The sequence below is a fragment of the Mesorhizobium sp. M1338 genome (assembly GCF_040318045.1).
Lineage (GTDB): Bacteria > Pseudomonadota > Alphaproteobacteria > Rhizobiales > Rhizobiaceae > Mesorhizobium.
In genome coordinates this window covers 31,956-43,417 of record NZ_JAMYLL010000046.1, presented here as the reverse complement: position 1 = coordinate 43,417, position 11,462 = coordinate 31,956, and the positions used below count along the sequence as shown (strand labels likewise).

18 protein-coding genes are annotated in these 11,462 nt (G+C 61.8%); 9 read left to right on the top strand and 9 right to left on the bottom strand.

The features are described from left to right. Nucleotides 1-172 precede the first annotated feature (172 nt). On the top strand, nucleotides 173-322 hold the full coding sequence (locus NKH19_RS27265) for a hypothetical protein (protein ID WP_352882812.1): 150 nt from the start codon (nucleotides 173-175) through the stop codon (nucleotides 320-322). A 50-nt stretch (nucleotides 323-372) separates the two neighbouring features. On the opposite strand, the gene NKH19_RS27260 is transcribed toward NKH19_RS27265, so the two are convergent. The 7 genes from NKH19_RS27260 to NKH19_RS27230 form a co-directional block, all read right to left on the bottom strand. After that, entirely contained in the window at nucleotides 373-696 is a 324-nt protein-coding gene (locus NKH19_RS27260; RefSeq protein WP_352983131.1) for a hypothetical protein, read from the bottom strand. Further along, entirely contained in the window at nucleotides 696-881 is a 186-nt protein-coding gene (locus NKH19_RS27255; RefSeq protein ID WP_352882794.1) for a hypothetical protein, read from the bottom strand. Before NKH19_RS27255 ends, NKH19_RS27260 begins: the two co-directional genes overlap by 1 nt. Beyond that, entirely contained in the window at nucleotides 866-1,093 is a 228-nt protein-coding gene (locus NKH19_RS27250; RefSeq protein ID WP_352971001.1) for a hypothetical protein, read from the bottom strand. Before NKH19_RS27250 ends, NKH19_RS27255 begins: the two co-directional genes overlap by 16 nt. A 1-nt stretch (nucleotide 1,094) precedes the next feature. After that, entirely contained in the window at nucleotides 1,095-1,313 is a 219-nt protein-coding gene (locus NKH19_RS27245) for a hypothetical protein (protein ID WP_352882792.1), read from the bottom strand. Beyond that, entirely contained in the window at nucleotides 1,313-2,044 is a 732-nt protein-coding gene (locus NKH19_RS27240) for a glycoside hydrolase family 108 protein (RefSeq protein WP_352983129.1), read from the bottom strand. The genes NKH19_RS27245 and NKH19_RS27240 overlap by 1 nt, the downstream gene beginning before the upstream one ends. Nucleotides 2,045-2,896: 852 nt before the next feature. Further along, entirely contained in the window at nucleotides 2,897-3,907 is a 1,011-nt protein-coding gene (locus NKH19_RS27235; RefSeq protein ID WP_352882790.1) for an EpsG family protein, read from the bottom strand. A 218-nt stretch (nucleotides 3,908-4,125) separates the two neighbouring features. Continuing rightward, nucleotides 4,126-6,495 carry a hypothetical protein gene (locus NKH19_RS27230; protein ID WP_352983127.1) on the bottom strand — a complete coding sequence of 790 codons (2,370 nt, stop codon included), beginning with the start codon at nucleotides 6,493-6,495 and terminating at the stop codon, nucleotides 4,126-4,128. On the opposite strand from NKH19_RS27230, the gene NKH19_RS27225 reads away from it, so the two are divergent. The 3 genes from NKH19_RS27225 (at nucleotide 6,472) to NKH19_RS27215 (ending at nucleotide 7,479) form a co-directional block, all read left to right on the top strand. After that, entirely contained in the window at nucleotides 6,472-6,675 is a 204-nt protein-coding gene (locus NKH19_RS27225) for a hypothetical protein (RefSeq protein ID WP_352983125.1), read from the top strand. The two genes, NKH19_RS27230 and NKH19_RS27225, sit on opposite strands and share 24 nt — an antisense overlap. A gap of 152 nt (nucleotides 6,676-6,827) precedes the next feature. Continuing rightward, complete coding sequence (locus NKH19_RS27220; RefSeq protein WP_352872648.1) at nucleotides 6,828-7,097, top strand: hypothetical protein; 270 nt, start codon at nucleotides 6,828-6,830, stop codon at nucleotides 7,095-7,097. A 76-nt stretch (nucleotides 7,098-7,173) separates the two neighbouring features. Further along, entirely contained in the window at nucleotides 7,174-7,479 is a 306-nt protein-coding gene (locus tag NKH19_RS27215; protein WP_352872647.1) for a hypothetical protein, read from the top strand. A gap of 9 nt (nucleotides 7,480-7,488) precedes the next feature. On the opposite strand, the gene NKH19_RS27210 is transcribed toward NKH19_RS27215, so the two are convergent. Continuing rightward, a complete protein-coding gene (locus NKH19_RS27210) occupies nucleotides 7,489-7,932 on the bottom strand; it encodes a DoxX family protein (protein ID WP_352872646.1) in 444 nt (147 codons plus the stop codon). Between the two features lie 701 nt (nucleotides 7,933-8,633). On the opposite strand from NKH19_RS27210, the gene NKH19_RS27205 reads away from it, so the two are divergent. From NKH19_RS27205 to NKH19_RS27190, 4 genes are all read left to right on the top strand, one after another. Continuing rightward, the gene (locus tag NKH19_RS27205; protein ID WP_024501602.1) at nucleotides 8,634-8,813 is read left to right on the top strand and encodes a DUF3606 domain-containing protein; all 180 of its coding nucleotides are present in this window, start codon (nucleotides 8,634-8,636) and stop codon (nucleotides 8,811-8,813) included. Nucleotides 8,814-8,923: 110 nt separating this feature from the next. Continuing rightward, the gene (locus tag NKH19_RS27200) at nucleotides 8,924-9,367 is read left to right on the top strand and encodes a GFA family protein (protein WP_352872644.1); all 444 of its coding nucleotides are present in this window, start codon (nucleotides 8,924-8,926) and stop codon (nucleotides 9,365-9,367) included. A gap of 74 nt (nucleotides 9,368-9,441) precedes the next feature. Then, a complete protein-coding gene (locus NKH19_RS27195) occupies nucleotides 9,442-9,678 on the top strand; it encodes a DUF982 domain-containing protein (RefSeq protein ID WP_352872643.1) in 237 nt (78 codons plus the stop codon). Between the two features lie 13 nt (nucleotides 9,679-9,691). Continuing rightward, nucleotides 9,692-9,937 carry a DUF982 domain-containing protein gene (locus NKH19_RS27190; RefSeq protein ID WP_352872642.1) on the top strand — a complete coding sequence of 82 codons (246 nt, stop codon included), beginning with the start codon at nucleotides 9,692-9,694 and terminating at the stop codon, nucleotides 9,935-9,937. 114 nt (nucleotides 9,938-10,051) lie between these two features. Here the strand turns inward: NKH19_RS27190 and NKH19_RS27185 are convergent, their stop codons facing one another. Then, a complete protein-coding gene (locus tag NKH19_RS27185) occupies nucleotides 10,052-10,360 on the bottom strand; it encodes a hypothetical protein (protein ID WP_352872641.1) in 309 nt (102 codons plus the stop codon). 148 nt (nucleotides 10,361-10,508) lie between these two features. Between NKH19_RS27185 and NKH19_RS27180 the strand changes: the two genes are divergently transcribed. After that, entirely contained in the window at nucleotides 10,509-11,435 is a 927-nt protein-coding gene (locus NKH19_RS27180) for an alpha/beta fold hydrolase (protein WP_352872640.1), read from the top strand. The last annotated feature ends 27 nt before the right edge of the window (nucleotides 11,436-11,462 follow it).

Here is an 11,462-nt window from a genome sequence, read left to right as displayed (position 1 = left end):
CGATTGAAACGAAAAGTGGCGGCGTGGGACGACGAATTCCTCGTAAGCGTCATCTCACGATAATTAACTCACCCGATTCCCCTGCAGGAGTATCGACGCCCCTCTCTCCCGGCACGACAGCGCCGCACGTCTGACCCAGCCTGAAAAATCCAGATCCCAATGCGCCACCACCATGCAGTCATCCATTACCGTGCGCTCGACTTCTGGATGGCGCGCGGCCGTTCTCGTCATCATCTGCCTGCAGCTTCTGGTCATCAACAACCTCTCATTTGGGCCGCGCTGGCTGGCCCCGGCGCTGGAGGCCGCCCGAAACGCAAAGTAGCCCGCCCGGCGTGAGCCGAGGCGGGCAAAAAGTGCAGCCGGAGCCAGCAGCTATTCCTCTGGCGCCGGCCTGACTCTCCGCACCACAAACTCGAACAGGACGTCCGAGATCCACATGGCGCAGACGCCGATCAGGAAGGCGGCGGCCAGCGTGGTGGTGTCGTCGGCGGGATCGGGCATCGGCAGGCCGGTGATCCTGGCATAGGAGACCGCCGGCAGCGTCAGATAGGCCGCGGCAAGCGCGCCGCAGATCGGCGAGGCCACCATTTCGCGCAGCTTGTAGCGATGCCGCGACAGCGCCCGCAGAACGCCGCCGGCAAGGCCCGCCGCGACGACCGGCCCCTTGATGCCAAGCAGGTCGAAAAGATCGTTCATCACGGCCTCCATCCACAGAGCTTCCGGCCCTTTTCGTTGTGAGCCAGGATCGCCGCCACCGACGCAGCGGAAAGGATCGCCACCTCTGCCTGTGTCGGCCGGATGGGATGCCCGGCCGCGCAGAACGACCCGCCTGATGTGGTGCAGCCGGCCAGCGTGAGCGAGAGCGCTATGATTTTGACCATCTGCCCAGCCTCCCCCGGTTGTCGTCCAGCGTCCGGCCGGCGACGGCGTCGTCGATCTTCTGGGCTTCGGTGCGGGCCGCGGCGTCGGCGGCATCCTGCCTGGCCTTCTGGCTGGCCTTGCCCTTGGCGTAGGCAGTCCAGAGACCGGCGAGCGCGGCACCTATTGCAAGGAGATATGGCCAGACCTGGCCAAGCAGTGCGAGCGTTCCCATCTCATGTCTCCTTGGCCGGCGGCGCGACCATACCGCGCGGACCGTCACGCACGGCGTTGATGACGATCTTGGCAAGGGCGATAGCGCCGCTGATCTGAAGCGCGGTGCGATCGGTGACGCCGAACATCGTCCAGTCGAAGCCGACCAGGGCGCCACCGCAAATGATGGCGATCAGCGTGTTGAGGAGATTGTGCAGCGCGTTGGTGTTGAACCATGCCATCAAAAGATGCTCCCGAAAAAACCGGTGACGTGGTGCCAGAAGGCCGCGAGCGCTCCGGCCATGAGGACGAGAATGCCGGCCGCGGCCGCCGTCTTGCCGCCGGATGGCCGTGAAGGCGGCCCGGGCTGATCCGTCGGCGCCCCATTAGCGGACGTTTCGACCCTGGGTGGCTGCGATGACGGAACAGGCGCGGATGCGGCCACCGGTGCCGCGGGACGTTGCGCCGACATCAGCAGGGCTTGAGCTCGCACCGACTTGATGCGATCGGACCAGCCGCGCCCGAATGTTGCCCATGTCGGCAGCCGTTTGAGAAACGCCAGCCGCGCATCGCAAAGCGCATCGATGATGACGCCGGCCGGCTTTGCCTCGACTGCCGCGAGGGTCGCCGGTCCGATCCGGCCGTCCTGGGCAACGCCCACGGCCGCCTGCAAATATTTCGCCGCCCGGCCAGGCCCGCTGTTCACCGCGAAATCGAACACGGCAAAGTCGACGCCGTCAGGCAGTTCGGCGCCGAGCGCGGCGTCCCAGTAGAAGCGGCGGTAGATCGTGGCAAGCTGCGCGTCGCCGATGCTGCGGAGGTCCGCCTTTGTCGCGTCGGCCTTCACGTAGCGTCGGAAGTTCGCGAGCGTGACACCCTTCATGGTGGCGCCGCCGGGATCGGCCGGATTGTCCGACCAACCGCCTTCCGATTTGAGGACGAGCGCAAGCGCCCGCGCGAAGTTGCGGTCCATGGAGATGGTTCCTTTCGGATCGGTTTTTGCCAGGCTGGGAGGGTGGACACGATGGTTCGATTTGCTCACGACATGTCCCGGCCAGGGATGGACCGGAGGATCATGGCGTTGATTGGCGCAGCCATACTGGTGGACATGGCCGTGGTGTTCTGGTCAGGACGCAAATCCTGAGGAGAGGGGCAAGATGACGGACAACGTCGAAGGTGCGATCACCGACGCCTGCAAAATCGCAGCGGCCGGACGCAACCTGCCGGGCTCGTAGTGAGGCGCATCGCAGCAATATCTTTCGTGCTTGTTGTTCTCGCGCTATGCGCCACGGCCTCAGCCATCTACTCAAGGCTGAAGGACGGGCTTTCCGTAGCCTGTTTCATCGCTTGGAATGATTTCGGCTGCCGTTGCGATCGGATCGGTATCCGGGCTCATTTGGCAGTTTACGCAGTCTCAAATGCGACCTTCGCTGGACGGGTTCTTTTGGCTCGCTCCTCGTGCTGCCAATTTCGGTGACCCTTTATGCCTCAGCTGCGTGGACGGTCGCCTGGTACTTTCTTGGCTGGCAATGACGATCCGCACGCATCGAGCACAACAGAGCAGGTGCTGCACGCAAGCCCTCGTCACTGCCCGGCCGCCGTCCGATTTGAGAACGGTCGCAAGAGCCGGCGCGGGTTGGTCCATGGTGATGGTTCCTTGAAGATTGAATATGTTCTGCGGGGCCGATAGAGGATTTCACGGTCGAAGAGATGCGACACGAGAAAGCAGCCCACAGCACCTCAATCGATGCGCAGAGCGATGCTCAAGCGGTGATTAGGCTAGACCGAAGGGCAGCGCGAGAACTGAGCAAGCCGTGGATATGAGTTAGGCGCCTTGCCAACGACTGGACGAGTGAGTTTCACTACGCGGATCGGTCTGCCGAAAAAACCGGCGCGGCGCGGTTATACGGGCATACAGCGTCACGAGCACCACCGGCAGCAAAAGCATCGGCATCATGGCGACTCGGTTGTAGTAAGGTAGTCCGCTCGCCAACATGTATATAACAGTCATGAGGACACAATACTTTCCCAAGCGCTCATCAGACTTCTTTGCCGCCCTCTTAATCAATAAGACACTGGCGATGCATTGGACTAACGAATAGGCAAAAAACAGCGCCTTGAACCCTATTCGATAGCTCATAAACATGTCGGAGGAGTACTGAGTGTATAGGCCAGCCTGCGCCAAAATCGGAGTAATTATTACATTCGAAATATCAGGAACAAAATCTGTAATGTAACCCGCGAAAATCAAGGTAACTGCGCCAACGATCAATTTTCCTGAACGTGGAACAAAATCTGCCAAGACATAGATCGCAACGAATAGAGCAGCGCTATAGTGGCTGCCGATCGCCAAGGCGGCAAAGAGGATGGCTCGGTATTTCTTGCCGTCATTAATCGCGAGGAAGAACGCGAGAATGAAGATAAGCGAAAACCCTTGACGCAACGTGTTTTGGCCCAGTTGCTCGAACCATGGCAGCATGATCAGGCCGACAGCCGATATCGCACCAAGGACTACGCTATCGCTTTGTCTGACCGAGTAAAGATAGTAGACTGAGACCATGACCATGCTGTTGGCTAGCATGCTGTCAGAAATCGAAAACCCTAGGTTGGCGTATAGCCAATGCATGGCGATGAACACAGGTTCATGCGCCACAGCCGTCATATAGACTAGGAACGTTGCTCTTGTCGCATAGGCGAAATCTCTCGAGTAGGCGACGATATCACCTTCCAAGGCATACGAGGCATAATTCGCATAGTCGGTTCGAGAAACCGCGAAGAAGAGCACCGGGGCAAGAAAGAGCAACTTTGGGAACCAGAATTGGCGAATGGGCCGCATTCGAAACGCCTTTTCGATTCTTGGCGACACGTGCAATAAACACCTTCATTATTGTCATGTGAAACGCAAGATGCCGACGCCCTCCAAATTAAGTTGCCGGCCAGCGCTACGTGGGCCCGCCAAACATGGTCCTCGTGGTGATCGCCAAGCACGCCGCCCGTGGATCAACGTTGAAAGCACCTTCGGTGCTTGCCGACCGGCGGTCCCGATTGCGGGCGTCAAAACTCAATGAACTCAACTGTCACGCAAAGCCCTATCAGAGTTCTGCCTGCGCCGACTGAATTTGAGTTGACGAATATGACGTCGCCCGGCTCCAGGTCAGCGCCGGCTGAGTTGGCAGCAACAGCGCCGTCGCGCATGACGAGCGCCGTCAGCCCTGTTGCGCTGGTATCAATGGTCGACACGTTTGCCGAAGCACCTGCCCGGAAGCGTCGCAAGATCAGATTCCGATAATTGGCCGCATCGGCGGCAGCATCGGCAGTCGCTTGGTAGCTGGCCCGAACAACCCGGCCACGGCGACGCGCTACGAACACGCCCTTGTTTATCAACCCGGTTGCAGCATAATCGCCTAGCTGAGCGGCGATGCTTTCGCCGAATATGTACTTCTGCGCGTCACCTTGGAGTGTAACCACTCCCTTGACGTGATTGGTTTTCCCCCATCTAAGGGAATATGGATAAAGCAGATATTCCCACTTCACCGCGCCACCAAATGGCCGCCAAACCACAGTGCCATCGGCGATCCTATGATCCGTCCCAGCCGGACCACCTGCAACCGCCGAAGTGCCTGCCGTCACGCAGATGAAATACGCGTCACCGTTCGATCGCAATGCATCCACAGTGTAAACGGTCGACGCCGCCCACACCGCAATCGATGCCGAGCCGTCATCTGCGACAGAAAGCGCCGTTCCGGTTGGCCCGCCACTGCTGGCCGATTTCCCCTCGGCTGTCGCGCGATAGAAATTCCCGCCGTTGGTCACAATAGCGTTGCGCTTGTAGATCGTGTCACCAGCCCAAGCCGCTATGGCGGTGCTGTCGCCGTTCAACACCACGTTACCGCCGATATCGCACTCGTCGACGGAAGCGCGTCCGGCACGAGTGGCAAGCCCTGTGATTGTTAGATCCGTAAGTGCACCACCAAGCGTGTTGTTTCCCCGCGTTATCAGCCGCCTAACCTTTGCCTGTGAAGGTGTCGAAATATTCAGGCCGCCTTTGTCAGATGCCTCAATGCGTAGTCCGTCGATATCGACATCGAGATCAGACCAGGCGATCTGATCGGCATTCGACGCGGCCGAAATGCAGTTCACGGCATGGTTGAAGCCGCATTGCGCCCGGCGGGAGGTGATGTCCTTGAGCTTCAGGTTGACCGCCTCGCGAATATCGAAGTAGCCGTGATCGTCGAGCACAATGTTTTGCAGGGTAATGTCCTGCACCGGGGCCGCACCGGCATGATTCCCTGCCGACCAATCCCACCCGATGTAAAAAGCCGGAGTGGCCGCTGAGCCGACCGCCGAACCCGAGATGTTTGACAGAAGGATGCGCTTCCCAACCTGGAAATTCCTGACAATCGTGCCTGCAACATATTCCGCAAACGTATCGGGCGTCGTCGTTTTGTAGTTTATTGTGACGATGTTTCCAGTGTTGTTGACTGAAAAATCACCGATCGAAGCATCGACTTGATCGTTGACGTCGATGCACTGGTTCACGCGCGCGGTCGACTTGAACACTCCATTGCGGATGACAACACGTTGGCTGGCACCGTCGAGATCGATCGCTTCCGAGAAATCTTCGAAAAGGAAATTCGTCATCACGAAGCCATCGACATAGCGAACATTGAAGCCGCCCGTCACCTTCTGATGACGATGTCCGTCAACCTGCACATTTTTGCTGTTCTGGATGTGGGCGTAGTAGCCACGCCGGTTGCCGCTGGAACCGCTCTTAGTATCCAGAAACCTCAGTCCGTCGACGCCGACCGCATAGACAAAGCGTTGGTTGCTGTTCGTTGCATCGGAATTATTTTCAGGGTCGAAGGTAAGACTGTCAAACGTAATGTTCTTCCGGGCGCCGACGATCATGTTCTTGTCGGTCGAGAAGACCGGCTGGACATCCGCCGCGATAGCGCTGGCCCGGCTCACACCGTGCAATACCGCCTCATGGCCATTGAAAGTGACGTTGTCCGCAGTTAGAGCGACCGCACGATAGACGTTCACCGTAGGGAAATTGCCGAAGGTGAAAGGCGAGACTGAACCTGGCACCATCTTGTAGGAACCGGCTGGCAACCTGACCCCGCCCAGCGCCAGGTCGTGTGCCGCTTGCACGGCCGGCGCATCGTCATTGGAGTTATTCTTACGAGCGCCTTTCTGTGAAGCAAGCGGCGTGTCTGCCAACGTATACCCCGCCAGCGTCACGCCATCGCTCAAGGTGATCACCAGATCCCCGGCCGAGGTGGCGTTCCTGCGGTAAACGGCGCCACTGCCCGCAACCTGATGGCTGTCGTAGAACGCGGTGCGGATGTAGGTCGGGGCGATAACCGGCGAAAACGCTTGGGCCGCTGCAAGCGTCGCGAATTGCGGATCGATCACCGTTGTCATGGCCTCGGCCGCGACATTGGCCGCCGCCTGGGTCTGGTCGATGATGCCCTGCGTGGCGTCCCGAATATCGCCGACGATGTCATCGGACTGATAGAAGCTGAGGACGATGCTGCTGGTTCCAATGACGGGGTCCAGCGTCTGGAAGGCAAAGCTGCCCTCACCCCGTCAACGACTTTCTGAGAAAAAATTCCTATCTCGGTCGACCCCCCTGCCCGACCGGGGCCCGCAAGCCGTGGAATTCTCCGGCCGGCTGGCCATGAGCCGGCATCCGTGAAATCATTAGCGGAAGCTTATGGAATGATTCCCGTCGCGCGGCCTTGTGGGAGAGGACGATGGACAGACCAGCCATGGCATCCGTGTTCAGGATGCGGCATGCATCGGCCACGGTTTCCGGGGTGCGCAGCACCGGCCAGGGCCAGGCCGATCCGGTCATCCGCGTGCGTTCGCTCGGCGAAGCGATCCGCTTCGTCGCCCACGCCTACCCCCAATACGACATCAGCGCCGTCGCCATCAGCTGCGGCGATCCTTCGGTCACGCGCCTCGGCAGCCTGGAGGTGAAGGCGCTGTGGCGCGAATATGGCGAGCGCCTGACGCAGGAATAGACGGGTTCCGCGCCGCCTTCCGGATCGGAAACGCCGCTGGCGCGTTTCAACTGCGATCAATGGAGGGAAAATCGCCATGAACGTCGCCAACCTGCAACTCGAAGGCCTGCTCATGGCCGTCGCATCGATCAACCACGTCCTGGTTCGAAAAGGCATACTGACGGCCGAGGAGATCGACATCGCCTTGCGCAAGGCCGAGGCCAGCGAAACCAGCCAGGAGCGATCCGAAGGCATGTCGGCGTCCAGCCGCGATGCCGTCAACTTTCCGATACGGCTGCTGGAGCTCGCCAACCAGTGCCAGCCGGAGGCCGACATGCCCTCCTTTTCAAAACTGGCCCGCATGGTTGGCAAGGTGAAGGAGCCCTACAACGACCAGATGTGATCCTTCGCCTCAAGCCCTACCCGGCCATCCCAGATTGAGCGAAAGCACCTTGCCCGGCCCATGCACGGCGGCAAACAGCAATCCGGCCAGGAAGGAAAAATGGTCGACGAAGAAGCCGAACTCGGCCTGGTTGCCGGCCCAGTGGCTGGGTCCGTGGAACGCAAGGCCGAGGAACAGCACATAGGCGGCGGCCGCCAGGGCGGCTTGCGAGAAGAAGGCGCCGGTCAGGAAACACAGCACCAGGGCGACTTCCAGGATCGCCGCGCACCAGGCCAGGAACAGCGGAAACGGGAAGCCGGCGGCGGCGATGTAGCCGGCGGTCGCCTCCATGCCCATGAACTTGAAGGTCACGGCCATCAGGAAGACGGCGGCGAAGATCAAGCGGGCGATGAGAAGTGCCGCGGTCTGCCACGGCGATTGGGTGATTTGCGACTGTGTGATTTGCGACGGCATGGTCGTTCTCCAGGTTTGCAATGGGTTCCGACCCAAGGACGCGCGACCGACGCCAGGTCCGACACCCCCAGGCAGATTTTTGTCTGGAAGCCCACTTATCCGAGGTGCCTCTTTGAATCCATGCACCGTGCCGGCAAAACCGATTTTCGGTTTGCCGGCCGATCTCGCCGCGATGCGCCTTAAGCCGGCCTGAGGGCGGATTCGGCGCCGACGGTCCTTCCAGCATCCCGCAAATCATGAAACTTGTTGGTAACCGCGAAAATGCTATAGTTAGCTGGGGCTAATGCACAGGTATACCGGTGCAGTTATTCGGGGTGGGGTTGAAGTGGGCACAAGCGTCGGGTTCAGAAAAAAATCCCGTGGCGTCCGGTCGACGGCGCTGCAATGCAGCGGCTGCGGTGGCGCCGGCCAGGTCTTCCAGTGTCCGCGCTGGACGAGTTCCAACGGCCATTGCTGCCCCGCCGGTACGCACCAGCGCGGCTGCCCCGGCGTCAGCGCAGCATGCACCGAGTGCGACGGCGAGCGCTCGTCCGACGCCGGCCCCAGGCGCTCCTCGGCCTGATGCCAGGCGGTCGAAAACCGCCCGGCCTTATTGTCGTGCTTGTGGAACCCGCGGCGCCGATCTGTGTTATGTCCTGTTGATCGCGGGATCGGGCGCAGACGGCCGCGCGTTTCCCCGACAACAGAAAGCGAGGCCCGAGATGGCTGACGACAAGTCGAAGACGAAACAGGACCGCAAGCTGGTCTCGAGCGAAGAGCCCTACGAGGTCGCCGCCTTTGCCCGCAAATACGGCATTCCGCCAAGCGAGGCGCAGACCATCATCAAACGCTACGGTCCATCGCGCAAGAAGCTCGACGCCCATATGGCGGCCCGCGGCTAAAGCATGGCCGGACGGATCGGGATGGGGCTCGTCTCGGATGAGCCGATGGACGAGCATCTGTCCCGCCTGGCCGGCAGCGCCGCGGGCTGACAGAAACGGAGGTCACGACCATGTCCGACACCATACGCAGGACCGGCAGTTGCCTGTGCGGCGGCGTGCAGTTCTCGGTCATGGGAGCGCCGCTCCGCATTGGGCTTTGCCATTGCAAGGATTGCCGCAAGGCCGGCGGGTCGGCCTATTCGGCCTTTGCCATCTGGCCGCGCGAGGCCTTCGAGACCACCGGCCTCATCAGCAGCTACGGCACGCGCAGCTTTTGCCCGACCTGCGGCGGCCGCGTCGCCTGGGTCGACGACAACGAGGCCGAGGTGGCGATCGGCAGCCTCGACATCGCGCCGACCGATCTCGTGCCCGAATATGAATTGTGGACCTCGAGGCGCGAGACCTGGCTGCATGCCTTGCCCGGCACCGAACAGTTCGAGCATGACCGGCCGGTGGCCCAAGACGCCGAAGCGCCGACGCCGAGGGCGCTGTCGGACATCGATGCGGTTGAGTGAAATTTGATTTTGCCGGGCAGGGAACCCACCCCTGCTGGCGGCGTTATCCGGCGCCCCCATGACGGAGACGACCGTTGAACGACAAGATGTTTCCCCGACCCATCCGCCTGAAATTCGCCCCCGAGCGTGAGCGCGTCGTCCGCAGCGCCTGGGAAGGCCTGGAATGTCTCGGCGACTGGCCGGCCGGCCAGGGCCAGCGCTACCGGGCGGCGCTGCGCAGCTGTCGCGATGCATTGGATGGCTGGACGCCGCCGGAAAAGGCGATGTGGGCGATGATCGACGCCGCGCGCGAAGCAAAACTCCTCCAGTAGCGGGAAACAGGACATGTCCGATTTGATGCTGCCCACGCCGATACGGATCAAGCCGCATGGCTCGGACACGATCCGCGACGTCGCCACACTGAAGGATGCCAGCGAAATCCTCATCGACTGGCCGCAGGCAAAACGCGGCCCGTTTTACCAGGCCGCGCGCGAAAAGGTCGAGGCAGCGTTGGAAAGCAATGCCGGTGCCGCCGAGGCGCAGGAGGCGTTCGTTGCGCTCTGCAGCCACGCCGGCGTGCTGGTTCGGTAGAGGTGCGTCGAGGCTCGGCCGGTCCCAGAAGGTCGGTTGATCGAGACCGGGAAACTTGCCACGGCGAAACCGTCGCGGGTCTCCGGCGGACGAGACTGCCGGCGAGCCCTGCCTCTATTGCTTCGGCGGCTGGGGCGGCACGTCGCCGGGCTTGATCACCGGCGTCTTGCCTTCGTCGGGCGCCGGCGCGGCCATTCCCTGATCCCCCGTGGGGGGCGGTTTCAGCACACCGCCGCAATCGGTGAGCTTCTCCGTCAAATTGCCGCTGTCGGGCTGCTGCCCGGGCTGCTGTTTTGCACCTTGCTCCGTCTGCGCACGGCAATTGTCGGTCGCTGTGCTGTCGTCCTGCTGGTCGGTCTGGGCAGCCGCCGGTGCCGCCAGCGCCAGCATCAGGCCGCATGGTACGATCGCGAGAATTCTCATCCCGGGTCTCCGTTCCTGTGATGGCCGCCCGCGGCGGCCTTCCCTTCACAGGGACAACGCATGTCGAGGAAAAAGGTTGGCCGCTTCCCCGCGGGGGCGTGTTGCAACCAAATCCGTTCGCCGGCCGTTGCGCGTGCCGGAGGCGACCATGTTCGATGACTTTAAAAGTGGGGAGATCGACACCGGCGATGCCGTCATATTCTCGCTGCGTGCCGGCAGCGGGCCGCCGCTGCTGTTGCTGCACGGCTTTCCGCAAACGCATCTGATGTGGCGCGACATCGCGCCCATGCTGGCCAGCCGGTTCAGCGTCGTCTGCGCCGATCTGCGCGGCTATGGCGGCAGTTCCTGTCCGGCGTCGGCTCCCGATCACGCGCCCTATGCCAAGCGCGCCATGGCCGCCGACATGGTAGCGCTGATGGCAAAGCTTGGCTTCCCGAGCTTCATGGTCGCCGGCCATGATCGCGGCGGGCGTGTCGCCTACCGGATGGCGCTCGATCATCCAGACAGCATCGACAAGCTTGCCGTGCTCGACATCGTGCCCACGGCCGATGCCTGGGATCGGGCCGACGACAGGCTGGCGCTGGGCTACTGGCCATGGTCGTTGCTGGCACAGCCCGAGCCATTGCCGGAAAAAATCCTGGCGGGTGCCGCCGAGGCGATCGTCGACAATGCGCTCAGCGGCTGGGGCTCATCGCCCTCGGTGTTTCCACCCGAGGTGCGGCGGGCCTATATCGATGCCTTGCGCGCGCCTTCCCACATCCATGCCATCTGCGAGGAATACCGGGCGGCGGCCATGCTCGACCGTGAGCATGACCGTTCGGACAAGGCCACCGGCCGGCGCATCCGCTGCCTATTGCTGGCGCTGTGGAGCGGCCAGGGCGCGCTCGCGGACTGGTATGCCGGTGAAGGCGGGCCGCTGGCGCTGTGGCGCGGCTGGGCCGATGACGTGCGCGGCCAGGCGATGCCGGGCGGACATTTCTTTCCCGAGGAGAACCCGCCGCAGACCGCCGAGGCGCTGGCAAGTTTCTTCGGGGGCATTTCGCAGCGGTCGGGTTTACCTTCGCCCTCGCTTTGATGGGGCCGAAGCCGCGCCCCGTGCTGA